Here is a 24,972-nt window from a genome sequence, read left to right on the forward strand (position 1 = left end):
GCGCCCGACGCGTCGGTGGCTGATTCCGAAGTGGATTGCTCGGGCGCGGTCTTGGCCTCGGCCGCCTCTGCTGACTTGGAAGGCGTGGAGGTCGCCGCCGGGGCAGCGGCCGTGGTGCCGGGCGCCGAGCCCTGCTCCGCCGGAGCGGACTGCGTGGGCTCCTGGGTCCGCGAAGGCTGTGAAGGTGTCGCCGCGGCGGTCGCCTCGGGCGCTTCCTTCGCAGTGCCCGGCTTCTCGGCCTGCGTGGACGCGGCCTGCTCAGACTGGGCGCCGTTCGCGGCCTGCGCCGGAGCGGGGTCCTCCACGGCGGCGAGGCGGCGGGCGGGGATCGTGCCGGCCTCGGGCTTCGCCTCACCGGCGCCCTCCTTCCCGGCCGCGGCGGCATCGGCGTTGCCCGCCGCGGAGCCGGAACTGCGGTCGCCGGACCCGGCTCCTGCCGCGGCACCCGCTGCGGCTCCGGCCGCCGCGCCGGCGGCGGCACCGGAATCGCGGCCTGCGCCGTCATCCGGGGTCTCGAGCGGCGGCACCTCGAGGCCGTAGTGCTCCAGGAGATCGCGCTCGTGATCGGGCGTGAGCGCATCCTCGGAATCGTCGAAGCGCGGGGCGTCCTTGATCGCCGCCTTCGAGTGCGTGAGGTGCAGCTCGCCGTCGAGGAGGCGCGAGCCGAAGAGCGGGACGATCGCATCGGCGGAGAAGATCCCGGTGCTCACCGTGGCGAACGTGGCCCGGCCCGTGGCGTCGTCGAGGTAGACCTGGCGGACGTCACCGACCTTGGTGCCCGCGTCGTCGAACGCGGTAGCGGTGAGCAGCACCTCGAGCTGTTCCTGTGCAGACATTTCGCAGTTCCTCTCGGTGTGGGTCTGGCCTCGTGCCGTTCCTCGCCGCCGGGTGGTCTCCGGTGGTATCCGGGCGACATCCCAGTGATTCTGGGCGCATTCTCGGTGCGTGCCTGTCGGGCGCACGTCCCGATGGAAAGTTCACCCACTCGCATTCTTATCGGACTGTCAGGCAAGTGTGTGGACATCCACGGCGAGGCACGGCATTTCCCGTGAACGATCCGCGCGGCGCCCGGGTCGAATACGATGCTGGCAGAAAGTAAGTGGATGCTGTTCCGGCTTGGTTGGCGCCCGCTCGGGAGAGGACCGAAGTGGGCCGGAGCTCGGCTGGGATAAGGCCTGAGCGCGACCGGTGTGCGGCCGGAGTATGGCCTGGGCCGGGATCGAGCGAGGGGGAGACGTGACGAGGAACGACTGGGGGACCGGCGGCGGAGACGAGTGGCGATACGACTACCCGTCCGGCGGCGGCTACCCGTCGAACCCGGGGCAGGAGCCGGGCTACGGCCAGGGCCGGCAGGGCTATCCGCAGCAGAGCTACAACCAGCAGCAGGGCGGCTACCCGGGCGGCGGCCAGGCCCACGGGCGCTCGCCGGTCGTGCCCATCGTCGCGGGCGTGGTCGCGGTGGCGCTCATCGCCGCGGTCTCGGTCCTCGCGTTCGTGTGGATGAACAACAATGGCGGCAACGAAACCTCCGCATCGCCGACCTCGACCACGTACGTGACCGGCTCGAACGACGCCGCCGGGCAGAACGGAAACAACGGCGCCGACACCAGGGACGTGCACTCGTCCACCGTGGTGCCCACCACGCGCCCCGCCCCCGAGCGCCCCTCGACGCCGGCCGGCGCCTCGCCGTGTTCGGATTCCGGCGCCCACCTCTTCGGCCGCGCAGCCACCGGCTCGTCGGTGACCACCTGCGGCTTCGCCAATGCAGTCCGCGATGCCTATGCGGGCTCGGGAGCCGGGGGCGGCCCGCGCACAGTCTCCGCGTTCAGCCCGACCACCGGGCAGAGCTACTCGATGTACTGCGCGCCGGCCGGCACCAACGTGGTCCAGTGCACGGGCGGCAACAACGCCGTCGTCTATGTCTATTAGGCGCGGCCCGGCCCTGCGCGCTGTCGCGGCCCTTCTCGGGATGACGGCGCTCGCCGCATCCCTCGTGGCGTGCTCGACTCTCGGGAACGGCGGCTCGCAGGACGGCGGGGACCCGCTCGTCGCCACGGTCACCGTCCCGCCGGGGGAATCGGTCCCCGATAGTGGTGCCGGCGCCCAGAGCGGGGTCGAAGGCGGGGTAGAGAGGAACGCGAACCCGGAGGCGCCGGGTGCCGGTGTGGTCGGGCCCGTGCTCGAGCGGATCGTTGCGACGCTGCCGCAGGGCTCGGGCGTCGCGCTGGCCCCCGTGGGCCGGAGCGCGGAGGCGACAGCTGCGGGAGACCTACAGAGCGAGGTCGCGTGGTCGTCGATCAAGGTGCCCCTGGCCATCGCGGCGCTGCGGGCCGATCCGAGCCTGGAGCCGCAGATGGTCGCGGCCATTACGGTTTCCGACAACGATGCTGCTCAGGCACTGTGGGATGGCCTTGGAGGCGGGGTGGATGCGGCGTCCGCCGTCATGGGCGTGCTTCGGGAAGGCGGGGACGCGACCACGGCCGTTCCGTCCGAGCGGCTGCGCGAGGGGTACACGGTGTTCGGGCAGACGCAATGGCCGCTGGCCGAGCAGGCGAGGTTCGGGGCCGGGCTGCCGTGCATCGCGGATTCGGGGGCGGTGCTCGGGGAGATGGGGCGGGTCTCGGTGGATCAGCGTTGGGGCCTCGGGCGTCTCGACGGGGCGCGGTTCAAGGGCGGCTGGGGGCCGTCGATGGATGGCGGATACCTCGCCCGGCAGTTTGGGATCGTGCCGGCGGGCGGGGGAGAGGTCGCGGTGGCGATCATGGCCCGGGCCGCGGATTTCGGATCGGCGACGCAGGTGCTCGACGGCATCGCCGAAAGCGTGCGCGGCGAGCTCGGGGATATGCCGGGCGGTACCTGCGCGTAGGGGCGCGCGATACGGTGAACCCGTGACGAACTCTCCGGCCCCCGATCCGCTAGCCCCCCTCGCCGCGCTGCCCGGCGTCGCCGACGCACTCGAGGAGGCGCGCGAAGCGATCGCCGGCGTGCACAGGCACCAGGCGAACCGGCGCGGCTGGGCGACCTCCGCGGCCGAAGCGAGCCTGCGCGCGGCGCGGTCCTCGGCGGCGCTCGCCGGCGCGCAGGTGCGGCTCGGCACCGAGGGCGAGGTCGAGGACCCGATCCTCGCCGGGGCTCTACGCCTGTCGGGGATCCTGCACGGCGACGGCCTCGACCACGCGACTGCCGTTTGGACCCGCGCGCCGCTGCAGCAGCTCGCACGGATGCACACGCTCGCCGCTGCCGGGCTCGTCGATCCGGATGGCGGGGAGAACGGCGGCGCGGACGGCGGGGCGAACCCGGGGGGCGCCGTCACCGAGGGAACGGTCGGCGGGGCGCGGCTCGACCTCCTCGGGCGGCCCCGCGCGGAGGCCGGTGTCTCCGAGCGGCTACAGGGGCTCGCGGACCTGATAACCGGCGGCACGTCCGTGGCCGCGCCCGTGCTCGCCGCAGTGGTGCACGGAGAACTCGCCTCGCTGCGGCCCTTCGGCACGGCCGACGGGGTGGTGGCGCGCGCCGCATCGCGCCTGGTCTCGGTGTCCACGGGCCTCGACCCGCGCGGGCTCGGCGTGCCCGAGGTGCTGTGGAACCGCGACCGCGCGCGCTACGAATCGCTGCTCGCCGGCTTCGCCACGGGCACCGCAGATGGGCTCGGCGCGTGGATCCTCTACCAGTGCGAGGCGATCGTCGAGGGCGCGCGCGAGGCGAAGGCTATTGCGGACGCCGCCGGCTGAGCGAGTCCATCGCCGTGCGGGCGGCCGCGCGGGTCGTGTACGTGGTGTTCGCCGCGCGATCGCGGAGCTTTGCGCGTAGCGAACCCGCGAGCGACGTGGGATAGAGCGGGGTCGGTTTCGAGAATTCGAGGATCGGCCAGCCGCGCTCGATGGCCTCGCGCCGCAGCTGGCGGTCGGGGTTGACGGCCACGGGGTGCCCGACCCTGCCCAGCATGGGGATGTCGGAGACCGAATCGGAGTAGGCGAACGAGGCGGAGAAATCGATGGGGGCCTTCTGCGCCAGGGCCTTCATCGCCTCGACCTTGCCCTCGGCCCAGCAGTAGAAGGAGATCGCGCCGGTGTAGCGGCCATCCTCCCCGACCTCGAGTTCGGTCCCGCGGAACTGGTCCGCGCCGAGCATCGAGGCGATGGGCTCGACCATCTCCGTGGCCGCCGCCGAGAGCACGACCACGGAGTGCCCGGCGCGGCGATGATCCGCGATGAGCTCCTTGGCCTCGGAGAACACCTTGGGCGTGATGATCTGCTCGAGAGTCTCATCGACGACCCGCTGGACCTCGGCGCGGGTCATGCCCCGCACCGCGTTGCCCGCGAGGTCCATGGCCCGCTGCGTGTCGCCTACCTCGCTCGGCACGACCTCGACCGCGAGTTTGGCTACCGCCGTCTTCGCCAGCGTGCGCCGCGACATGATCCCGTTGCGAATGAACTCGGCGTTGAACGCGAAAGAGGCGCTCGTGGCTATGACCGTATGGTCGAGGTCGAAGAACGCCGCCACCTCGCCAGACGTGCCCGGGCGCGCGGCGTCGGCGATCCGCGCCGCGTGCTCGAAGGTCCACGGGAGGCTGTTCACACGGGGGATTGTTGCACATGAGGCGTGTCGGCACAGCCCCTTGAGTAAGTGAGGATTCAGGCCGAACGTCCCTGTGGACAGCTGCGAGTTGTCCACAGCGGTTGCTGTTGTTGTCGCTTTCGCGTCGGTTGCGGCGGGCCCCACCCGGCAGCGTGTGGGCCATGCGAAACGACACGAGCACTCTGCGCGGAAAGGCCGGGCGACCCACGGCGGCGGGCCGCGCGACGGTCACGGTCTGCGTCGCGGACCCCGACCTCGCCGAGGACTGCCTCGCCGCCGCGACCGCCTGCGGACTCTCCCCCTCCCGCTCGTCGTTGGTGGAGGTCGGCCCTGGAACGGGCCTCGTGCTCTGTGACGACGGTGCGTACCAGTCCGCCGGCCCGGCCGCGGCTTCGGCGCTCGCGGCGGCGGATTGCGCCGTTCCGGTGTGCTCGGACCTCACGCCGCAGCGCCCCGGGGGACGCAAGGCGGTCGCTCTGCCCTCGGGGACCCCGACGCTGATCCGCGAGCTCCAATCCGGCGGCACCGCGGACCTCGGCGGCCGACACCTCGCGGTGTTCGGCGCGCACGGTGGGGCCGGAGCCTCGACATTCGCGTGCGCCTCTGCGCTCCTCGCCGCCCGCGAGACCGAGACGGTCCTCGTCGAGGCCACGCCGTCCGGCCCGGGCCTCGACCTTCTCCTTGGTATCGAATCCGCTCAGGGCATGCGGCTCGGCGACATCCGCGCGGGCTCCGGGACGATCGAGGCGGAACAGCTGCGGGCGGCGCTCCCGCGGCGCGGCTCGCTCGCCGTGGCGGCGGGATCGGCGGGCGGCAGGACTGTGGCGGGTGGCCGGTCGCCGGCGGGCGATGACACTGACGCCGCGCTGGCCGTCGCTCACGCGGCGAGGCGTGGAGGGCTTCTCGTGGTGAGCGACGGCGGGGTTCTCGCTGAGCGGGAGGCACTCGTCGCGGGCGAAACGCGGGAGCTGCCCGAACCCCTTCTGCGCGCGGCCGACGGCGTGGTCCTCGTGGTCCGGTCCACTCTCGCCGGGATGGTCCAGGCGCTGCGCGTACTGCCGCAGGCGGCGGAATCCGGCGCCCTTGTGGTGGTGGCACTTCGGCGATCGAGGGGAGATGCGCTGGGCGAGGGCGACTTCCTCCCGCTCCTGCGCGAGGCGCTGCCCCGGGGAGGGCACGGAGAGATCGCCGAACTGTGCACATTCGGATCCGAGCGCCGTATCGCCGCCGCGCTCGACGGCGGCGAGGAACCGCGCCCGGGACGCCGTCTCGCAGGCGCCATCCGCCGGGCGTGGGACGCTGCGGGGATCGTGGTCGCGGCATGACTGCCGTGGTTCCGCTCTCGCCGGTGCAGGCTGCCCGGATTACTCGCAGGCCAGTGCCTTCCGAGGTGGCGGCCGGCGTCGACCCGGCCACCGTCGACGCCGTGCGGGACGCGCTCATCGCAGGGGGCAGGGAGACGACGATGTCCGGGATCGTCGAGGTATTGCGGACCTCCGACGTCATGCTGCGTGGTGCCGAAGACTTGGTGGCTACTGCCCGCTCGGTGTACCGGCAGCTCGCGGGGGCGGGGGATCTCGAGCCCCTGCTCATGCGCGCGAACGTCACCGACATCGTCGCCAACGGGCCGGGGGAGGTGCTCGCCGACAGCGGCGCCGGGCTCGAAGGGACGGGCGTGGTGATCCCCACTGAGGAGGAGATGCGGGCGCTTGCGCAACGGCTCGCGGCCCGCGCCCACCGCAGACTCGACGACGCGGTGCCGTTCGCCGACGGCGTGTTCCCCGCCCGCGACGGCATCCGCTGGCGCCTCCACGCCGTGCTGCCGCCGCTCGCCCACGACGGCACGTGCCTCTCGCTGCGCGTCCTGCGCCCGGCGGCCACCACCTTCGATTCGCTCGTCCGCTCCGGCTCGATCCCGCGCGGTGCCGAGGTACTGCTGCGGGCTGTCGTGTCCGCGCGCCTGTCCTATCTGGTGGTAGGCGGGACGGGGGCAGGGAAGACCACGCTCCTCGCGGGGATGCTCGGGCTCGTCCCCGAGCGCGAACGGATCGTCTGCGTCGAGGACTCCCCGGAGCTCGCCCCGCGGCACCCGCACGTCGTGCGGCTCGCCGCGAGGGGCGGGAACTCCGAGGGCGCCGGGGAGATCGGGCTGAGGGAACTCGTCCGTCAGTCGCTGCGCATGCGACCTGACCGCATCGTCGTGGGGGAGGTACGCGGCGCCGAGGTCGTCGACCTGCTCGCCGCGCTCAATACCGGGCACGACGGTTCGGCGGGGACGATCCACGCCAACGCCGCAGCCGAGGTTCCCGCACGGCTCGCGGCGCTGGGAGCGCTCGGCGGTCTCTCCGGCCCTGCGCTCGCGGCTCAGGTCGCGGCATCGATCCACGTGGTCGTCGCGGTGCGCCGCGGGGCGGGAGGCGAGCGCGGGGTCGCCGAGATCGGGGTGGTCGCGCCGAGGTCGAGCCCTTCCGGGCTCGAGGTATCGGTTCTGCCCGCGTGGCGCGCGAGTGAGGGCGCACTTCCCGGCCGCGAGCGACTCGAGCAGCTCCTCTTGAGGCGCGGGTTCGCGCTTCCGGCACCCGCGGGCCGGGTCAGGGGTCTGGCTTCATGACGTCTCTCGTCCTCGTGCTCCTCGCCGCCGCCCTCGCGGCCTGGCCTAAGAATTGCGCCGCCGCGCGGCTCTCTCGACTGGGAGGGCGCCATCGGGCGGCGCCGGTCGACAATTCGACCGGAGCCATCGAGGCCACGCGCGTCGGCGACCTCGACATCGGTAGAGCGGTGGCCGTAGTCGGCGCGGTCGCCGCGGGTGCTGCGCTCCTCGCCGGTGTGGGCCCCGGGATCGTCGGGGGCTTGGGCATCGTCGCCGCAGCGATACTGCGGGTTCTCCGCGACGAGCGCGCCCATTCCGCGCGGCTCTCCGGGGATGGGGAATGGGTCGGCGCACTCGACTCGGTGGTCGCTGGACTCGCCGCCGGTTCTTCGGCCGCGGCTGTGCTCGAGTCCGCGCGGAGCGCAAGCGGCGGTGGCGGAGCCGGCTCCGTCGATGCCGTCCTCTCCCGCGCGGTTGCGCTCGACTCCCTGGGCGGCGATCCCACGGAAGTCCTCGGGGCGGCAGATTCCGTGCCCGCCAACCGGCTCGGGCAGGCGCTCGCCCTCGCCCGTGACCACGGTCTGCCGCTCGTGGAGGTCGTGCGCAAGGCCGCAGAGGAGGCATCCGAGACGACGCGGCACGCCGCGGAGCTCGAGGCGTCGCTCGCAGGTCCGCGTGCGACGGCGCTCATCCTCACGGCGCTCCCATTGCTCGGTGTGGGCATGGGCCACCTCATGGGCGCGGATCCGCTGTCGACCCTCGGCTCCGGGCTCATCGGCTCCGGCCTCGCGCTGGCCGGCGCGGGATTCCTTGCAGCAGGGCTGCTGTGGACCTCGCGGATCGTCTCGGGGGCGCGGAAATGATCTCGATCCTTCTCCTCGCAGCCGCCCTGCTCACCTGGCCCGCCGGACGGTTCGCGAGCGCGCGACTGCAACTCGCCACCGGGGCAGCACAGGAGACAGAAGGCGAGAGCGAACCAGGTCGCGGCACCGGACGAAGAGCCGAGCCGGGCGCCGCAGTCGCGAGCGGCGCCGAGGGACACTCCGCCCCGCTCGCAGCGCGGACCCTGGACTCCCTCGAGCGCGGGATCCCGGCTCTCGCCGGTCTCGCGGACCGGCTCCGGCCTCTCGTGCGCCGTCGCGGCTCCCGACCCGTTACCGCCGACGACGCGTGGGCTGTCGAACTCCTCGCCGTTGCGTACGCCGCAGGACTCGACCCCGCCGCCGCGCTCCGGGCCGTCGCATCGGTGGTCCCCGGCGGGGCAGCGGCCGCGTTCGGCACGGCCTCGGCGAAGGCCGCCATGGGGCAAGGAGTAGCCGAGGCGTTGGGCCGGGTGGAAGTGATGTCCGGCGTCATTCCCCGGGTGCGCGAGGCGCTGGGAAGGAGCGAGAGCGCGGGCGGATCGGTGGTCGAGGCGCTGCGCCGCGCCGCCGGGCAAGCCCGAGACCGGGCGGCCACGGGGAGAAGGGCGGCTGCCGAACGCGCCGGCGTCCTCATCGCCGGGCCGCTCGGCGCGTGCTTCCTCCCGGCGTTCGTGTGCCTCGGGGTCGCGCCGGTGGTGCTCGGGCTCGCCGGGCGGATTCTGCCGGAGGTGTTCGCGTGAGCGCCCGGCATCGGAACCTCCCCCGCGGAGACGCCTCGGGGGACGAAGAAAATGAGAAGGGAACCGTCCATGGATGCAGTTCGGAATGCAGGAGCGACCGCGCAGGAGGGCTCGACGAGCGTGGTCGTCGAGGAACACGGCGGCGAAGCGCGCAGGGGCGAACCCTTGCAGGAAAGCCCGGCAGATGGTCGGAGAGAGCCGGCGTCTCCGGAGGAGTCGTGGGCCGCGCGCCTCGTGGCGCTCCGCACGCGGCTGAGCAGGGCTGTCGCGGGCGACGCCGGGATGTCGACCACGGAATACGCCATCGGGACCCTGAGCGCCGCGGCATTCGCCGCGTTGCTCTACGTAATCGTCTCGGGGGACACCGTCTCCGGGGCGCTCGAGGGCCTCTTCGAGCGGGCGCTGTCCACGAGGGTCGGCTAGGGGGCGGGCGCGATTGCGCGGACGCGGGAATGGTCACGGTCGAGGCGGCCATCGCGCTCGCCTCGGTCGTGGCCGTCCTCGCGATGGCCGTCGGCGGTATCGGGGCGATCCTTGCCCAGATCTCCGCCGTCGACGCCGCCCGCGAGGCCGCGCGATCGGCAGCGGTGTCGGGTACCGAGGCCGGCGTGGCGGCCGGCGAACGCGTGCTCGACGGACGCAGTGGCGAGGTCCGGATCTCCGGCGCAGGAGATGAGCCCGCACAGGCCGGAAGCGTGATCGTGGCGACCGTCGACGTGCCCGCGCCCGGGCTCCCGCAGAGCTTGGGCCTCGAGCTGTCAGCGACGGCGGCGGCCAGCGTGGAGCCGGGGGCAGCGCCGTGAGCCCGACATCAGACCGGACAGCGAGCCGGGCCGACATCCGGACCGGGTACGCGGTAGCCGAGGACCGGGACGCCGGGGTCATGACGACGTGGGCCGCCGTCGCCTGTGCCGCACTGCTTCTCGTCTTCGTCGGCCTCGCGCATCTCGGCGCGGCGGTGCTCTCGAGGCACCGGGCACAGGCGGCGGCCGACCTCTCGGCGCTGGCGGCGGCCGGGGCGCTCCGCGACGGCGCGGACGGCGATGCGGCGTGCGCCGCAGGCAGGGACTTCGCTGCCCGCAACGGTGCGCGGCCGGTGGCGTGCAGGGAACTGGGAGGCGGGGACGTCTATATGGAAGTAGTGGTCCCCGTGCTCACGGCCAACGCCTCGGGGCAGGCGCGGGCGGGACCGGCCGAAGTCTTCCCGGGCCTCGAAGCGGAGCGGCGTTAGGCGGCGGAGAGCTCGCTCTCGGTGACCCACTTGTGGTTCTTCATCGGCATGCCGTCCATGTCGAAATTGACCATGTAGACCGTCTCCTGCGTCGAGGAGACGATGGTGGCCTTCGCGCCCTCCATGCCCTGCATGTGCGTGGCGGCGAGTGTGACCTCCGTGCCGTCCGGGATCGGCGCCGCCGGCGGATCGACGAGCTCTTCCTGCACGACCCACTTGTGGTCGACCACGGGCTCGCCCCCGGTGGTCGGCGTGTAGGTCACCGAGTACGTCGTCGTGGAGAACGCGCCCGATACCGTCGCCTTCTGCCCGTCCATCCCGGGCATGTGTTCGGCGTGCATCACGACCTCCGAGCCCACGGGAAACTTCGGATCCGCGGCCGGGGCGATGCCCTCGGGCGCGGGTCCGCCGTCGGCGTCATGAGCGTGGTTCATCGAATCCATGACGCCCGTAGAGGGTGTGCTGCTCCCCGTGCCCTCGTGGGAGTGGCCGTCCGCGGCCGACGATTCCGAGGCCGACGCGGAGGTCGCATGGCCCGCGTGGTCTCCCGATGCCGAATCCGAGCCTTCCCCCGAGCAGGCGGACAGCGTCAGGGCGGCGACCGCCGCGAGGGCGATTCCAGGGAGTAGGGGTGTACGGCGCATGGGTTTCTCCTCGATCGGTGCTGTGTACGAGCATACTCCAGTTACCCCCAGGGGGTATTAGGAGACGTGGCGACTCGCGATCCGCCTACTCTGCTCCCGCGGCGGAGAGGCATCCGGCGACCTCGACGAGCAGGCGCACCGCGCCGGCCTTGTCCAGCGGATTGTTGCCGTTCCCGCACTTCGGCGACTGCACGCACGAGGGGCAGCCGGACTCGCACTCGCACGACTCGATCGCCGCGCGGGTCGCCGAGAGCCACGCGGCGAGGCGGCGGAAACCGCGCTCGGCGAAGCCCGCGCCGCCCGCGTAGCCGTCGTAGACGAACACCGTGGGCAGCCCGGTATCGGGGTGGAGGTCCGTGGACAGCCCGCCGATGTCCCACCGGTCGCACGTCGCGACGAGCGGGAGCAGCCCGATCGCCGCGTGCTCGGCCGCGTGCAGCGAACCGGGTACGTCGGCCTCGGCGATCCCGGCGGCGCGGAGCAGCGCGGGGCTCACCGTGTACATCACGGCCTTGGTGAACAGCGTCTGCGGCGGCAGGTCGAGCGGCGCGACTTCGAGAACCTGCCCATAACGGTCCCGCCGCTCGAACTCCACGACCTGCGTCGTCACCTCCACCTCGCACAGCGCCGCCTGCACCGGTCCCGCATCGAGCTTCTCGAGCTCGGCGACGAGATCGAGGGAGACCTTCTCGCGCGCGCTCGTCGACCAACCCGGGTCCTCGGGCCGCACGATCGCCACGTTGTCCACCAGGTCGAGCTCGTCGACCACGAACGACTCGCCCATGTGCAGGTACAGCGCTCCCGGGTGTACCTGCGTCCGCGCGCGCCCGGTGTCGATAGAACCGAGGATCTTCCCAGAGGTGCCGTCCACGATGGCCACCTGCGCGCCGCCGGTGCCGCGGATATCGACCTCCGGGTGCGGATCTCCCTCGTCGACCCCCGGGTACCAGCCGGCGCGGCGGCGCCGCACGAGACCGCGCTCGGCGAGGGACTCGAGGACCGGCACGGCTCCCCAGGCCTCGGCGTCGGCGTGGGTCATCGGGTACTCCGAGACGGCGCAGCGCAGTTGGCCGTCGAGGAGCACGGGGTTCGTGGGATCGGTGACAGTCGCTTCCACCGGCTTGCCGAGCAACGCCTCCGGGTGGTGGACGAGGTAGGTGTCGAGCGGATCGTCGCGGGCGACGAGCACGACGAGCGATCCCTGCCCGCGCCGCCCCGCGCGGCCCGCCTGCTGCCAGAACGACGCCCGCGTGCCGGGGAAGCCCGCGGAGATCACGGCGTCGAGTCCCGAGATGTCTACGCCGAGCTCGAGCGCCGAGGTCGAGGCGACGCCCATGATCGTCCCGTCGCCCAGCGCCTTCTCGATCGCCCGCCGCTCGGAGGCGAGGTAGCCCGCGCGGTACGCGGCCACGCGCCCGGCGAGGTCCGCGGCCTCCTTCGCCCCGAGTCCGAGGTCGAGCGGATCCGATCCCCACGGATCAGAAGCCCCTGGTTCCGGCCCTCCCGGGTCCGAGCCCCACGGGTCCGCCGCGCCGCCTGCCCCCGCGCCCTCGCCGTCCGGGGCGACGCGGCCTCCGGCGTCAGACAACAAGCCCTTCGTGCGCAGCGCGAGCGATTCCGCCCCGGCGCGCGAGCGCACGAACGAGATGGTGTGCGCGCCCTGCCGCAACAGCGAGGCCATGATCCGCGCGGCGTCCGAGGCCGCCGCCCGGCGCACCGGCGCCCCCTGCTCGCCGACGCTCCCCGGCACGAGCCCCGGCTCCCACAGCGCCACCGTGCGCCCGCCCTGCGGCGAGCCATCCTCGGTGACGGCGGACACCGGATGTCCCACGAGACGCGACGCGGCCTCGCCTGGATCGGAGGTCGTCGCCGAGGCGAGCACGAACGTCGGGCACGCGCCGAGCGCCCGGGCGAGCCGGTCGAGGCGACGCAGGATGAGCGCGACATTCGAGCCGAACACGCCGCGGTACGAGTGGCACTCGTCGACGATCACGTAGCGGAGATTGCGCAGCAGCCTGGTCCACGCCGCGTGCCGGCCGAGGATCGACAGGTGCAGCATGTCGGGGTTGGAGACGATCCAGCGCGAGTGCTCGCGGATAAAGCGGCGGGCCTCGGGTGGGGTGTCGCCGTCGTAGGTGGCTGGGGCGATGTCGCGGAGCGCGGGGACGGCGTCGACGAGCTGGACGAGGGATTCGAGCTGGTCCTGGCCCAGCGCCTTCGTGGGCGCTAGGTAGAGCGCCGTGGCCCGCGGGAAGCGGGCTAGGTCGCTCAGAGCCGGTAACTGGTAGCCCAGCGACTTGCCCGAGGCCGTGCCCGTGGACACCACGACGTGCTCGCCGGCGTGCGCAGCCTCCGCCGTGGCGACCTGATGCGAATACGGCCGCGCGACTCCCGAATCGGCGAGATGGGCGCGCAACTCGGGCAGCGTCCACTCCGGCCAGTCGGAGAAAGTAGCTACTTGTGGGGGTAATTCGGCGACGAATGTCACGGGGTCCGTGTGGGCCGGACGGGCGACGCGGAGAACCTCGTCGAGGAGCTCGCGGCCGAAGGTCAGAGGCGCCGGACGATTCGCGAGCGAATTCCGTTTGTCCTGGGTAGAGGGGTCCGGCGTCGTCATGTCCCTCAGGTTAGCGCCCGCGCGGCGGCGGACCGAACGGCTGCGTCCGAGTGCGGGGAAGGGGTTCGGGGCGACTCACGAGGGCGTCCGGACGGGAGCGAGCGGGCGGCTCGGCACCAAATATGAGTGCTCCTTCGGAAAAAGGGGTTTCCCTTTGCCAAACTTCATGTTGTACTTAATTTCGGTCGCAGCTTCTGTGTCGGTGTTTCCCCATGCAGGATCTCATGATGCGGGCACGCGTATTTCCGCAGTGTCGAAGTCTCCGGGCCCCGCCCAGGACTTCGCATTCGGTTCTCGATAGCCTTATTCGGCCCGGCGTACGGATCCAGAGTGCGCCGAACCCCCAGTTAGACAAGGATTTACATACGCATGGCACAGGGCACTGTGAAGTGGTTCAACGCTGAAAAGGGCTACGGCTTTATCGCCCCCGAGGATGGCTCCGCCGACGTCTTCGTTCACTACTCGGAGATCCAGGGCAACGGCTTCCGTACCCTCGAAGAGAACCAGAGTGTCGAGTTCGAGATCGGAAACGGCCAGAAGGGCCCGCAGGCGATGGGCGTTCGCGCCATCTAGTCGCCGACGAGGCACTGCAACGTAGCCCGGGATCGCAGCAGCGATCCCGGGTTTCGTCTATTTCGAGCCATGCGCGCGGGCGGCGAGCGCGGCATGCTGGTGGCGTGTGCCTCATCGTTGTCGCCCGCCACGTCCACCCGGACTACCCCCTGATCGTCGCCGCCAACCGCGACGAGTTCTTCGTCCGCAATACGGCCCCGCTCGAGCGGTGGTCGGAGCGGCAGGTGCGTGAGGGGCTCGTGGGGCCGGGCGCGGAGTCGGTGGAACGGCCCGGCGTGGAGCGGGGCGGGGGTTCGGCGGATGACGGCGCTTGTCCCGATATCTCCGCCGCCCTCGCCTCACGCGGAGTCCTGGCGGGGCGGGACGACTCTGCCGGCGGCACCTGGCTCGCCGCAGCTCCCGGCGGCCGCTTCTCGGCGGTGACCAACGTTCGCGACGCCGACCCCGGTCCCGGGCGCCTCTCGCGCGGGCGACTCCCACTCCACGGCCTCGCCGGAGAGGTCCCCGACGATCTCGACGGTTTCGGCCCCGTGAACCTCCTGTGGGGCGACCCCGACGAGCTGCAGTGGGTCTCGAACCGCGGGCGCGCCGACGACGATCCCGTGGGTGCGCCCGGGGAGTCCGGCCCGGAGCTCGTGGGTGAAGGCCTCCACGCGCTGTCCAATGCCTCTCTCGACACGCCGTGGCCCAAGGCGCAGCGCGCCGTCGCCGGGGTCGAGCGGATGCTGCGCGATTGGGCGGGACCCAAGGATGGCGAGGCCTGCATTCACGGCGCGTCCGGTTCGCCCAGTTCGTCCGATTCCCCCGATGTCTCCCACGTGGCCGGTGCCGGTGCCCCAGCGGATCGCGACCCCCAGACCCCGCCCTGGGCCGAGGCTCTTCTCGCGCCGTTGCTCTCCCGCGCGCGGGCGCCGCTCGCCGATATCCCGCGTACCGGCGTGCCCGTGGTCCGCGAGTGGTTCCTCTCGGCGCCCTTCGTCCGGATGCCCGGCTACGGAACGCGCTGCCAGACGGCTCTCGCGGTGTCCGCGGACGGCGCCGTCGACATCGTCGAGCGCACCTTCGGCCCCGATGGGATCGTGCGGCACGTCGTCATCGAACGGTCTGCCGCCTGATATGTGCCGACCCCCGCCCTTCGTCGCGAGATCCAGACGTGCCAAACGGCTGGTAGCGGCGAAATCGAAATAATGGTTGACGTGTCACCTAAATCGGCGTAGGTTGTATCTCGTCGGAAGGAAATCCGGCACGACAATCAGTAGAAGTCTCACCAACACCACTCGTTCAAGGAGCTCAAAATGGCAGGATTCGACGGACTCACCGCAGGCACCTGGAAGGTCGACGCAGTCCACTCCAACGTCGGCTTCCGCGTGCGCCACATGATGGTCTCGAAGGTCAACGGCAACTTCACGGGCGTCGACGGCACCATCGAGGTCGCCGAGGACGGCGCCACGAAGATCACGGCCAAGATCGACGCCTCGACGATCAACACCAACAACGCCCAGCGCGACCAGCACATCGCTTCCAAGGACTTCTTCCACGCCGAGGAGTTCCCCACGATCGACTTCGTCTCCACCGAGGTCAAGGGCTCGGGCGAGGACGCCGAGGTCACCGGCGACCTCACCATCCACGGCAATACCCGCCCCGTCACGCTCAAGGGCTCGTTCTTCGGCGTCCACCAGGGCAACGAGCAGTCAGGCGCCGTCGCCGGCTTCGAGGCCGAGGGCAAGATCTCGCGCAAGGACTTCGGAATCGACTTCGAGATGCCGCTCGAGGGCGGCGGATCGGTGATCGGCGACCAGATCACCATCATCCTCGACATCGAGGCCGCCAAGGCCGAGTAATCGGCCCGGATCCGTCCGGCAGCCCCGCGCCCCGGCGCACGAGCGTGCCCGGCCCCGACCACGCGTCGGCGGCCGGGCACGACTCATTTGTCCAGCCTGGCGGTTCGCCCCGGTTGCTCGGGTACTTTCCCCACCTCTGACGACGGAGTTCCGCGCCCCGTAGAGTCGGGGACATGCCGATCACCGAGGAACTGAGCGCCGAGACCGCCGGCGTCGTGGCCGTCGTTGACGCGGGCGAGGAGAAGGAGCCCGGGGGAGGGGAGCGCCTGGCGGTGTGGCACGTCGCCGTCACTCCCGAGGATCCGGGGCCGCGCCTGCGCGGTGCTTGGGTGATCGACCAGACGGCAGACGCTGACGGCTTTGCCCGGCTCGTGCGCAACCGACCGGTGTGGCCGCTCTCGGCGCGCGCCGCGGAGGCGGCCGGCGAGTTCGCCTCGTTCCTCGTCGACGCCGAGGCGACGGATGCTGCGGTGGTCGATGCCGTCGCCGCGCTCGACTCTGCCTTCGCGTCGGGCAAGGAGGCCGCGGGGCCCTCGGCCAAGTGGGTGCGCCCGGACTGGGCCGTCTCGGCGAGGCTCGTAGAGGGCGCCGGGGCAGCGGAGGTCGCAGGGGACTCAGCGGACTCCGAGGGGCGAGAGGAGGCCGAAGGCGGAGCAGGCGAAACCGCCACCCGTGGCGGCCCGATGGACGGAGACCCGCTCGCCGCTCGCGCCCTCACCGGTGCGAAGGCACTCGAGGAGCTCGCAATCCAGTGGGCGTCCACGCAGGCGCTGCGCACGGCGAAGCAGGGCAAGGCCGGCTCGCGGGCCTTCCTTCTCGCCGCCGAGCTCGGCGGGCCCGAGCCCGCGGCGCTGCCGCTCGCGGGGCGGTAGGCGCCTACTCGACCGTCCAGGTGTTGTTGCCCGCGAGCAGAGACTGCAGATCGGTCGAGCCGTTCTCCATGGCATCGGCGACCTGGGCGCGTGCCTGGTCGTCATAGGTCGGACGCGAGACCTGGCGGATGATCCCGACCACGGTGTACGAGAGATCCTGCGCGCTGAGCGCCGCGAGCGCCTGCGCGTACGCGGGATCGGCGCAGTGCGCGTCGTGGACCACGATCGCGTCGTCGGAGACGTCCGCGACGTTCCGCACGGCGAGCGAGAACCCCTCCTGGACCACGCAGTACTGCTGCTCGGCGCCGAACATGATCTTCTCGCCGTGGCGGACGTGGATCAGGTGATCCTCGGCCTCGTCCTTGCGAAGGAGATCGAAGGAACCGTCGTTGAAGATCGGGCAGTCCTGGAGGATCTCCACGAACGCCGTCCCTCGGTGCTGAGCCGCGGCCTCGAGCACCTCGATGAGCCCCTTGCGGTCCGAGTCGAGCGCACGGGCGACGAAGCTTCCCTGTGCGCCGAGCGCGAGGGAGAGGGTGTTGAAGGGATGGTCGATCGAGCCGACGGGGGTCGACTTGGTGACCTTTCCCTCCTCTGAGGTCGGCGAGTATTGCCCCTTCGTGAGCCCGTAGATCCGGTTGTTGAACATGAGCACGCGCATGTTGACGTTGCGGCGCAGCGCGTGGATCAGGTGGTTGCCGCCGATCGACATGGCATCGCCGTCGCCGGTGATGACCCACACCGACAGGTCCGGCCGCGTTGTCGCGAGGCCCGTGGCGATCGTGGGAGCGCGCCCGTGGATCGAGTGCACGCCGTAGGTCTCGAGGTAATACGGGAACCGGCTCGAACAGCCGATGCCGGAGATGAAGGCGATGTTCTCGCGCTTGAGGCCGAGCTTGGGGAGCACCTGACGGACGGTCGCGAGGATCACGTAGTCGCCGCAGCCCGGGCACCAGCGGACCTCCTGGTCGCTGGTGAAGTCCTTGGGCTTCATCGTGGCGTCGGTCTTCGGGACGAGGTCCTGGCCGCCGAGGAGGTCTCGGCCGAGGAGGTCGCCTGCGGAGTCTCGATCGGTGATGGTCATCGGTTGCCGTCCTCGTAGTCGAAATCGGAGTCGCCGGCGTAGGCGTTGGTGAGCCCGGGGCGTGGCGTGAGGTGGACGGGGGCGCCGGTGGTCGTGACGACGTCCTTGAGCGCGCTCCGGTACTTCTCGTGCTCGGTCTCGCGAAGGGTCCCGGCGAACTCCTCCTCGATGGCCGCCGCGAGCTCCTCGCCGGTAAAGGCGAGGCCGCGGATCTTGGTGACCGGCTGGATGTCTCCGTCGAAACGGGCCTTGAGCAGCATGGAGAGCTGGCCGAGGTTCATCTCGGGGACGATCACGCGGCGGTAATGCTCGAGTACATCGGAGATGTTGCTCGGCATCGGGTTGAGGTACTTGAGGTGTGCGCGGGCGATGGAATAGCCCTTCCCGCGCGCGGTGCGTACGGCCTCGCCGATGGGGCCGAACGAGGAGCCCCAGCCGATGATGAGAGTGTCCGCGCCGGCCGGGTCGTCGACTTCGAGGTCGGGCACGTCGATACGTGAGACGCGGAGCGCGCGCACGCGGGACATGAGCTCGTGGTTGGGGCCGTGGTACGAGATGTTGCCCGTGCCGTTCGCCTTCTCGAGCCCGCCGATGCGGTGCTCGAGCCCGGGCTCGCCGGGCACGGCCCAGTTACGGGCGAGCGTCTCGGGATCGCGCGCATAGGGCAGGAACGATCCGGCCTCCTCGTCGTCCTCCGGTGCGGTGGCGATGTTCGGGTCGATGGCCGGCAGCGATTCCACGTCCGGGATCGCCCACGGCTCGGAGCCGTTGGCGATCGCCCCGTCCGTGAGGAGCAGGACCGGAGTCCTATAGGTGACGGCGATCCGAGCGGCCTCCCGTGCCATCTCGAAGCAGTCGGAGGGGGAGCTCGGCGCGAGGATCGCCACCGGGGACTCCCCGTTGCGGCCGAACATGGCCTGGAGCAGGTCGGACTGTTCCGTCTTCGTGGGCAGGCCGGTCGAGGGGCCGCCGCGCTGTACGTCGATCACCACGAGGGGGAGCTCGGTCATCACCGCCAGGCCGATCGCCTCGGACTTGAGCGCGAGACCGGGGCCGGACGTCGAGGTGACGCCGAGGGCGCCGCCGTAGGAGGCGCCGATGGCCGCGCCGATGCCCGCGATCTCGTCCTCGGCCTGGAAGGTCGTGACATCGAAGGACTTGAGCTTCGATAGCTCGTGGAGGATGTCCGAGGCCGGGGTGATCGGGTAGGTGCCGAGGAACACGGACATGCCCGCGGAGTGGCCCGCAGAGGCGAGGCCGTAGGCCGTCGCGGTGTTGCCGGTGATCTGCCTGTACGTGCCCGCCGGCAGCTTCGCCGGGGAGATCTCGAACTCCGAGGCGAAGGATTCGGTGGTCTCGCCGTAATTCCAACCCGCACGAAGCGCGAGGAGGTTGGCCTCGAGGATGAGCGGCTTCTTCGCGAACTTGGACCCAAGGAAAGACTCGATCGACTCGACCGTGCGGCCGTACATCCACGTGAGCAGGCCGAGGGCGAACATGTTCTTCGAGCGCTCGGCGTCCTTCTTGCCGATATCGACGCTCTCCACCGCGCCGATGGTGAGCGAGGACATCGCCACCTCGTGGAGCTGATACTGCTCCATCTCCGGGGTCTCGAGCGGATTGCCCTCGTAGCCGACCTTCGTGAGGTTGCGCTTGGTGAACTCGTCGGAATTGACGATAACGATTCCGCCCTTGCGCAGGTCGGCGAGGTTTGCCTTGAGAGCCGCAGGGTTCATCGCCACGAGCACGTCGGGCTGGTCGCCGGCGGTGAGGATGTCGTAGTCGGCGATCTGGATCTGGAAGCTCGATACGCCGTGGAGCGTGCCCTGTGGCGCTCGGATCTCCGCAGGGTAGTTCGGCTGCGTGGCGAGGTCGTTGCCGAAGGATGCCGCCTCGGAGGTGAACTGGTCACCGGCGAGCTGCATGCCATCGCCCGAGTCACCGGCAATGCGGATGACGACCTTGTCGAGTTTCTGCTTCGACGCCGTACTCACGTAGGTGCCCTCCCGATGGATGCCGAAAAGATCATTGTGCGACAAGTCACCACGCTATATCAAAAACTGACACGCGTTCTAATTTTCTTCTGACGGCGGAGGTCCGGCACGCCGCGACGTCTGGAGCGGGTGGCAGGCGGGGAAGTGGCGGTGATAGGTGTATTAGATAAGGACGCATGTTCGCGTCGCGCCGGTGGGATTCATAGCTCCGGTGCCGTCCCGGCCCAGCCGGCATGGCCCTTTCGCCCCGGCTCCGGGCGGTCGATGTCGGAGTGGCATGCAATAGTCATGCAGGATGGGCGGGAGGCCGGGGCGTTCGGCAGTGTCGTGCGGAGATCGCACGGAGGCCGTGTGGTTCGTTGCGCGGAGAACTGCGCGAATACGGCAAGACTTAGGCAAGAGGAGGGATGCCACGTGGCGACCGAGGCGGCGACCGGCACGAAGGCCGGTAGCGATATCAAGCGGCTCGTCATCGTGGAGTCCGCGACGAAGGCCAAGAAGATCCAGCAGTTTCTGGGCTCGAACTACGTGGTCGAGGCCTCGGTCGGGCACATCCGCGATCTCCCGAGCCGCGCCGCCGATGTCCCGGCGAAGTACAAGAAGGAGCCGTGGGCGCGCTTCGGGGTCGACCCAGACAACGATTTCGAGCCGATCTACGTGGTCGATTCCGATAAGGCGAAGAAGGTCGCGACCCTGCGCCGCGAGCTCAAGGGCGTCGACGAGCTCTTGCTCGCCACCGACCCCGACCGCGAGGGCGAGGCCATCGCTTGGCACCTGCTCGAGGTGCTCAAGCCCAAGGTCCCGGTCAAGCGCATGGTGTTCCACGAGATCACCGAGCCCGCGATCCGCGAGGCCGTGGACAACACGCGTGAGCTCGATCAGGACCTGGTCGACGCGCAGGAGACCCGCCGCATCCTCGACCGCCTCTACGGCTACGAGGTCTCGCCGGTGCTGTGGAAGAAGATCCAGCGCGGCCTCTCCGCGGGCCGCGTGCAGTCCGTGGCCACGCGGATCATCGTCGAGCGCGAGCGCGAGCGCATGGCGTTCATCTCCGCGAACTACTGGGACATCGAGGCCGAGGTCAGCGGCGAGGACTCCGCAACCGGCGGGCGGCGAACGTTCCCCGCGAAGCTCGCCCAGGTAGAGGGCAAGCGCGTGGCGCAGGGCCGGGATTTCGGGCCCGATGGCAAGCTCAAGGCCGGTTCCGCGGATGGGCAGGCCGGGGGCGCGGCGGCGGACGTCGTCACTCTCGACGAGGCCGCCGCGAAGGCGCTCGCGGGTGGCCTGGAGAAAGCGGAGTTCGAGGTCTCGAGCGTCGAGTCGAAGCCGTACACGCGGCGCCCCTCGGCCCCGTTCATGACCTCCACGCTGCAGCAAGAGGCCGGCCGCAAGCTGCGGTTCACGTCCTCGCGGACGATGCGCGTGGCACAGCGGCTGTACGAGAACGGCTACATCACCTACATGCGTACCGACTCGACGACTCTGTCGGCCGCCGGCACGCAGGCCGCGCGGGACGCGGCGTCGACCCTGTTCGGCTCCGAGTACGTCGCCGATGCGCCACGTCGCTACGACCGCAAGGTCAAGAACTCGCAGGAGGCGCACGAGGCGATCCGCCCCGCGGGCGAGTCGTTCCAGACCCCTGGCGAGCTGCGCCCTGTGCTCTCGGCCGAGGAGCACTTGCTCTACGACCTCATTTGGAAGCGCACGCTGGCCTCGCAGATGGCCGATGCGCGCGGCACCTCGGTGTCGGTCAAGATCGCGGCGCGCGCTGCCGATAACGACTCGGGCTTCCGCGACACCATCTTCAATGCCTCGGGCCGCACCATCGCGTTTCCCGGCTTCCTCCGGGTGTTCGACGACGACGCGATGGATGATGAGCCCGGCGACGGCAAGGGCAAGGGGGAGTCGAGGCTCCCGCAGCTCGCCGAGGGGCAGACGGTCTCGCCCGAGAGCATCTCGCCCGAGGGCCACTCGACCAACCCGCCGGCCCGCTACACAGAGGCATCGCTGGTCAAGGCGATGGAGGAGATGGGCATCGGCCGCCCGTCGACCTACGCGTCGATCATCAACACGATCCAGGCGCGCGGCTACGTGTACTCGCGCGGCAACGCGCTCGTGCCCTCGTGGCTCGCGTTCCCCGTGGTGCGGCTGCTCGAGGAGAACTTCGGCACACTCGTCGACTACGACTTCACGTCCCTCATGGAAGACGATCTCGACCGGATCGCGTCTGGGCAGGAGTCGCGCACGGCGTGGCTCAAGGGCTTCTACTTCGGCCGCGCGGCCGTCGAGGGCCTGCCGGAGGAGAACGATCGCGCGGCGGTCGGGCTCAAGCACCTGGTCGACGACCGCCTGGCAGAGATCGACGCGGCCAGCCTCAACTCGATCCGCCTGTTCGAGGACACCGAGGGCCGCACGGTCTACGTGCGCAACGGTCGCTATGGGCCGTACCTTATGCGCCGCTACGTCGATTCCGATGGCGAACAGCAGGAACAGCGGGCGAACCTTCCCATCGCGCTCAATCCGGACGAGCTAACTCTCCAGGTGGCAGAGAAGCTCTTCGCGATCCCGCAGGAGGGCCGAAAGCTCGGCGAGGACCCGGAGACCACGCACGAGATCGTGGTCAAGGACGGCCCGTACGGCCCCTATGTCGCCGAGCTCCTGCCGAAGATGGGCGAGGAGGAGCTCGAGGCCGCGCGCGCCGCGGCCGGCGCCGATGTCGAGGCAAAGGAGTTCGAGAAGCAGCTCGGGGACGGTGCGACGGACGCCGAGGCCAAGAAGGCCGCGAAGAAGGTGGCGAAGAAGGCCGCGAAGGACTTCCAGGAGCCGAAGGGCAAGATGGCCTCGCTGTTCAAGTCGATGGACGCCGAGACCGTCACGCTCGAGGAGGCGCTGCGCCTGCTCTCCCTGCCCCGCGTGGTGGGCACCGACCCGTCAGACGGCAAGGAGATCACCGCGCAGAACGGCCGTTACGGTCCTTACCTGCGCAAGGGCAACGACTCCCGCTCACTCGGTAGCGAGGAGGAGCTGTTCACGGTCACGCTCGACGATGCTCGTCGGATCTACTCCGAGCCCAAGCGGCGCGGTCGTTCCGGACAGCCCTCGTACCTCAAGGACCTCGGCGACGACCCGGTGACCTCGAAGAAGATCCTCGTCAAGGACGGCCGCTTCGGTCCGTACGTGACGGACGGCGACACCATCGCCTCCCTGGGCAAGGGGGATACTCCCGAGACCGTGACTCCCGATCGCGCATCCGAGCTACTCTCGGCCCGCCGGGATCAGCAGCGGGCGGCCGAGGCGGACCCGGACAGCGCCGCGGCGAAGAAGGCCGCGAAGAAGACCCCGGCCAAGAAGACCGCCCGCAAGTCCTCCGGGGCACGCGCGGCGGCTAAGACCGGCACGCGGGTCGCGAAGAAGGGAACGGGCACGAAGAAGGCGAGCAAGACCGGCGTCTCCGGCGTGCGCAAGGCCGCCGCGAAATCCTCGGGGGACTAGGGCGTGTCTCTTAATTGGAGTCGTCCGGTGACGGCAATCTGGGCTGGTGGCTGAGGTTAGGGATCGATTCCAGGTGTTCACTGACGGGCAATGGGAGCAGATAGCGCCGTCGCTGCCGTCGAATGCGGGCAAGCGTGGTCGCCCCGTTCGGCAATGATCGGCGGATCTTCGAAGCAATCCTGTACCGCTATCGGGTCGGGATTCGGTGGCGAGATCTGCCGAGGGATCGATTCGGGCCGTGGCAGCCGGTGTGGAAACGCCATCGCCGCTATGCCCGCGACGGTACCTGGGATCGTGTCCTGGCCCAGATTCTCGCCGAGGCAGATGCTGCCGGACGGGTCGACTGGAACGTCTGTCGACGGGACGATCACTCGTGCTCATCAGCGCGCGACGAACACGACCAGGCCTGACCAGCCCGCAGGGGGCTGTATCGAATTTCAAGAGTCTGCCCGGTTGTGAGGTCGAACCCGCTGGTCATGCCATCGGCCGCTCCCGTGGCGGATTGACCTCCAAGATCCACCACGCCGTTGATGGGCGCGGTCGGCCGTTAGCGATCATCGTCACCGGAGGTCAGCGCCATGACGGGTGATGCTGACTGCGCTGCTTGCTGACATTCGAGTACCACGCACCGATCGTGGGCGCCCTCGAATCCGCCCGGACTCGGTGTTGGCTGATCGCGCCGACGGCTCACGAGGCAATCGCGAGTACCTGCGACGTCGCGGAATCTGTGTAGTCATCACCGAGAAGAAGGACCAGACCGCCGCGCGCAAAAAGAAGGGCTCCCGAGGCGGGTGGCCGCCGACCTTCGACGTCAACACCTACAAGAACTGAAACGTCGTGGGACGCTTCTTCGCCTACGCCAAGCAGTGGCGCGGCCTCGCGACGCGCTACGACAAACTCGCCATCACCTACCGTGCCGCCGTCGTCCTGTCAGCGATCCTGATCTGGCTACGCGAATAAGGAGACACGCCCTAGCTCCCGGGGGCGGGGCGGTGGCGCGCGGCTAGCGGCGGGGTCCGGCCTCGCTCGGGTCGGCCACGTTCGCGCCGGCAGGGTTCGTATCGGCCCCGTTCGCATCGGTTTCGTGCGGGTGTGCGTCCGGGCCCGCGCCGTCCTCTTCGGTGAGTAGCTCGGCGCGCATCGTGGGCTCGGTGATGTTCGGCAGCTCCTCGAGCCCGAGGTCCCGGGCGGCCTGCCAGCGATCGGCCAGCGTGGGCCGCAGGGGCCGCGCGAGCTGCGTGAGCACCCCGCGGCCGCGGAGCTCCACGGCTCGGCCGAAGGTCCAGCGGTCCGCCTCCTCAGTGTCCGCGGCCTCGATGGCGCGTCGTGCCGCGAGGACGCCGCCCTCGACCTCCTTGGCGAGCGCGGTGAGCCGCGCGCTCTCGTTGACCGGGTCGCCGATCACCGTGTACTCGAAGCGCTTCGCGTGGCCGATGTGCCCGGCGATCACGGTGCCGTAGGAGACACCGATGCCCGCCGTCAGCGGCTGGATGGATGCCAGCTTTCTGCCGAGCGCGCGGGCAGTGGCGAGCGCCTGCCCCGCGGGATCCCACGCCTCCATCGGGGCGCCGAAAATGGCCAGGGCGGCATCGCCCTGAAACTTGTTGATGTACCCGCCATGCTCATCGACCGTCTCGACGACGATCCGGAAGAACTGGTTGAGCATCTCCACAACCTCGTTCGGGGAGTGCTTGATGGCGAACTCGGTGGAACCCGCGAGGTCGACGAACAGCACGCCGACCGTCCGCTCGGAACCGCCGAGCTCCGTGCCGTTCTCGAGGGCGTGGAGCACGACATCCTCGCCGACGTACCGACCGAACAGGTCCTGCATGGTCTCGCGTTCGGCGAGCTCG

At 70.5% G+C, this 24,972-nt stretch carries 25 protein-coding genes; 18 read left to right on the forward strand and 7 right to left on the reverse strand.

Annotated features, from left to right (window positions below; genetic code table 11):
• Nucleotides 1–836: PRC-barrel domain-containing protein (locus V7E05_RS03790; protein ID WP_333618343.1), on the reverse strand; the 836-nt coding region annotated here is incomplete at its 3' end.
• A 400-nt stretch (nucleotides 837–1,236) separates the two neighbouring features.
• Between V7E05_RS03790 and V7E05_RS03795 the strand changes: the two genes are divergently transcribed.
• The 3 genes from V7E05_RS03795 to V7E05_RS03805 are packed head-to-tail and all read left to right on the forward strand — an operon-like array spanning nucleotide 1,237 to nucleotide 3,731.
• Nucleotides 1,237–1,929, forward strand: a complete 693-nt coding sequence (locus tag V7E05_RS03795; RefSeq protein ID WP_333618344.1) for a hypothetical protein — start codon at nucleotides 1,237–1,239, stop codon at nucleotides 1,927–1,929.
• Nucleotides 1,919–2,866, forward strand: a complete 948-nt coding sequence (locus V7E05_RS03800) for a hypothetical protein (protein ID WP_333618345.1) — start codon at nucleotides 1,919–1,921, stop codon at nucleotides 2,864–2,866. Before V7E05_RS03795 ends, V7E05_RS03800 begins: the two co-directional genes overlap by 11 nt.
• Before the next feature lie 22 nt (nucleotides 2,867–2,888).
• Nucleotides 2,889–3,731 (forward strand): oxidoreductase, encoded by an 843-nt coding sequence (locus V7E05_RS03805; protein WP_333618346.1) that lies wholly within the window; start codon nucleotides 2,889–2,891, stop codon nucleotides 3,729–3,731.
• Here V7E05_RS03805 and V7E05_RS03810 read toward each other — a convergent pair.
• Nucleotides 3,709–4,578: an HAD family hydrolase gene (locus V7E05_RS03810; protein WP_333618347.1), complete on the reverse strand. Its 870-nt coding sequence runs from the start codon at nucleotides 4,576–4,578 to the stop codon at nucleotides 3,709–3,711. The two genes, V7E05_RS03805 and V7E05_RS03810, sit on opposite strands and share 23 nt — an antisense overlap.
• 161 nt (nucleotides 4,579–4,739) lie before the next feature.
• On the opposite strand from V7E05_RS03810, the gene V7E05_RS03815 reads away from it, so the two are divergent.
• The 7 genes from V7E05_RS03815 to V7E05_RS03845 all read left to right on the forward strand — a co-directional run bounded on the left by V7E05_RS03815 (nucleotide 4,740) and on the right by V7E05_RS03845 (nucleotide 10,002).
• The gene (locus V7E05_RS03815) at nucleotides 4,740–5,903 is read left to right on the forward strand and encodes a hypothetical protein (protein ID WP_333618348.1); all 1,164 of its coding nucleotides are present in this window, start codon (nucleotides 4,740–4,742) and stop codon (nucleotides 5,901–5,903) included.
• A 53-nt stretch (nucleotides 5,904–5,956) separates the two neighbouring features.
• Nucleotides 5,957–7,189 (forward strand): TadA family conjugal transfer-associated ATPase, encoded by a 1,233-nt coding sequence (locus V7E05_RS03820; protein WP_333618349.1) that lies wholly within the window; start codon nucleotides 5,957–5,959, stop codon nucleotides 7,187–7,189.
• Complete coding sequence (locus tag V7E05_RS03825) at nucleotides 7,186–8,031, forward strand: type II secretion system F family protein (RefSeq protein ID WP_333618350.1); 846 nt, start codon at nucleotides 7,186–7,188, stop codon at nucleotides 8,029–8,031. Before V7E05_RS03820 ends, V7E05_RS03825 begins: the two co-directional genes overlap by 4 nt.
• Nucleotides 8,028–8,771 carry a type II secretion system F family protein gene (locus V7E05_RS03830; protein ID WP_333618351.1) on the forward strand — a complete coding sequence of 248 codons (744 nt, stop codon included), beginning with the start codon at nucleotides 8,028–8,030 and terminating at the stop codon, nucleotides 8,769–8,771. The genes V7E05_RS03825 and V7E05_RS03830 overlap by 4 nt, the downstream gene beginning before the upstream one ends.
• Before the next feature lie 69 nt (nucleotides 8,772–8,840).
• Entirely contained in the window at nucleotides 8,841–9,194 is a 354-nt protein-coding gene (locus tag V7E05_RS03835) for a DUF4244 domain-containing protein (protein WP_333618352.1), read from the forward strand.
• Between the two features lie 29 nt (nucleotides 9,195–9,223).
• Entirely contained in the window at nucleotides 9,224–9,574 is a 351-nt protein-coding gene (locus tag V7E05_RS03840) for a TadE family type IV pilus minor pilin (protein ID WP_333618353.1), read from the forward strand.
• Complete coding sequence (locus V7E05_RS03845) at nucleotides 9,571–10,002, forward strand: Rv3654c family TadE-like protein (RefSeq protein WP_333618354.1); 432 nt, start codon at nucleotides 9,571–9,573, stop codon at nucleotides 10,000–10,002. Before V7E05_RS03840 ends, V7E05_RS03845 begins: the two co-directional genes overlap by 4 nt.
• On the opposite strand, the gene V7E05_RS03850 is transcribed toward V7E05_RS03845, so the two are convergent.
• Together V7E05_RS03850 and V7E05_RS03855 are read right to left on the reverse strand one after the other, a co-directional pair.
• The gene (locus tag V7E05_RS03850; protein WP_333618355.1) at nucleotides 9,999–10,646 is read right to left on the reverse strand and encodes a YdhK family protein; all 648 of its coding nucleotides are present in this window, start codon (nucleotides 10,644–10,646) and stop codon (nucleotides 9,999–10,001) included. The two genes, V7E05_RS03845 and V7E05_RS03850, sit on opposite strands and share 4 nt — an antisense overlap.
• 85 nt (nucleotides 10,647–10,731) lie before the next feature.
• Nucleotides 10,732–13,263, reverse strand: coding sequence for a DEAD/DEAH box helicase (locus V7E05_RS03855; RefSeq protein WP_333618356.1), 2,532 nt, complete (start codon nucleotides 13,261–13,263; stop codon nucleotides 10,732–10,734).
• Nucleotides 13,264–13,632: 369 nt separating this feature from the next.
• On the opposite strand from V7E05_RS03855, the gene V7E05_RS03860 reads away from it, so the two are divergent.
• The 4 genes from V7E05_RS03860 to V7E05_RS03875 all read left to right on the forward strand — a co-directional run bounded on the left by V7E05_RS03860 (nucleotide 13,633) and on the right by V7E05_RS03875 (nucleotide 16,549).
• Nucleotides 13,633–13,836 (forward strand): cold-shock protein, encoded by a 204-nt coding sequence (locus V7E05_RS03860; protein ID WP_333618357.1) that lies wholly within the window; start codon nucleotides 13,633–13,635, stop codon nucleotides 13,834–13,836.
• A gap of 104 nt (nucleotides 13,837–13,940) precedes the next feature.
• Nucleotides 13,941–14,951, forward strand: coding sequence for an NRDE family protein (locus V7E05_RS03865; protein ID WP_333618358.1), 1,011 nt, complete (start codon nucleotides 13,941–13,943; stop codon nucleotides 14,949–14,951).
• A gap of 180 nt (nucleotides 14,952–15,131) precedes the next feature.
• Nucleotides 15,132–15,677, forward strand: a complete 546-nt coding sequence (locus tag V7E05_RS03870) for a YceI family protein (RefSeq protein WP_333618359.1) — start codon at nucleotides 15,132–15,134, stop codon at nucleotides 15,675–15,677.
• Between the two features lie 173 nt (nucleotides 15,678–15,850).
• Nucleotides 15,851–16,549, forward strand: coding sequence for a hypothetical protein (locus V7E05_RS03875; RefSeq protein WP_333618360.1), 699 nt, complete (start codon nucleotides 15,851–15,853; stop codon nucleotides 16,547–16,549).
• 4 nt (nucleotides 16,550–16,553) lie between these two features.
• Here V7E05_RS03875 and V7E05_RS03880 read toward each other — a convergent pair whose 3' ends face one another.
• A complete protein-coding gene (locus V7E05_RS03880) occupies nucleotides 16,554–17,633 on the reverse strand; it encodes a 2-oxoacid:ferredoxin oxidoreductase subunit beta (protein WP_333618361.1) in 1,080 nt (359 codons plus the stop codon).
• On the reverse strand, nucleotides 17,630–19,648 hold the full coding sequence (locus V7E05_RS03885; protein WP_442891588.1) for a 2-oxoacid:acceptor oxidoreductase subunit alpha: 2,019 nt from the start codon (nucleotides 19,646–19,648) through the stop codon (nucleotides 17,630–17,632). Before V7E05_RS03885 ends, V7E05_RS03880 begins: the two co-directional genes overlap by 4 nt.
• A gap of 393 nt (nucleotides 19,649–20,041) precedes the next feature.
• Between V7E05_RS03885 and topA the strand changes: the two genes are divergently transcribed.
• From topA to V7E05_RS03905, 4 genes are all read left to right on the forward strand, one after another.
• The gene (gene topA / locus V7E05_RS03890) at nucleotides 20,042–23,119 is read left to right on the forward strand and encodes a type I DNA topoisomerase (protein ID WP_333618362.1); all 3,078 of its coding nucleotides are present in this window, start codon (nucleotides 20,042–20,044) and stop codon (nucleotides 23,117–23,119) included.
• Nucleotides 23,120–23,241: 122 nt separating this feature from the next.
• Nucleotides 23,242–23,529 (forward strand): transposase, encoded by a 288-nt coding sequence (locus V7E05_RS14280; RefSeq protein ID WP_442891587.1) that lies wholly within the window; start codon nucleotides 23,242–23,244, stop codon nucleotides 23,527–23,529.
• A 256-nt stretch (nucleotides 23,530–23,785) separates the two neighbouring features.
• Complete coding sequence (locus V7E05_RS03900; protein ID WP_333618363.1) at nucleotides 23,786–23,950, forward strand: hypothetical protein; 165 nt, start codon at nucleotides 23,786–23,788, stop codon at nucleotides 23,948–23,950.
• Nucleotides 23,951–23,956: 6 nt separating this feature from the next.
• Nucleotides 23,957–24,079: a hypothetical protein gene (locus V7E05_RS03905; RefSeq protein WP_333618364.1), complete on the forward strand. Its 123-nt coding sequence runs from the start codon at nucleotides 23,957–23,959 to the stop codon at nucleotides 24,077–24,079.
• A 43-nt stretch (nucleotides 24,080–24,122) separates the two neighbouring features.
• On the opposite strand, the gene V7E05_RS03910 is transcribed toward V7E05_RS03905, so the two are convergent.
• On the reverse strand, nucleotides 24,123–24,972 hold an 850-nt coding region (locus tag V7E05_RS03910; protein WP_333618365.1), incomplete at its 5' end, for an adenylate/guanylate cyclase domain-containing protein.

This window comes from Dietzia sp. (assembly GCF_036741115.1).
Lineage (GTDB): Bacteria > Actinomycetota > Actinomycetes > Mycobacteriales > Mycobacteriaceae > Dietzia.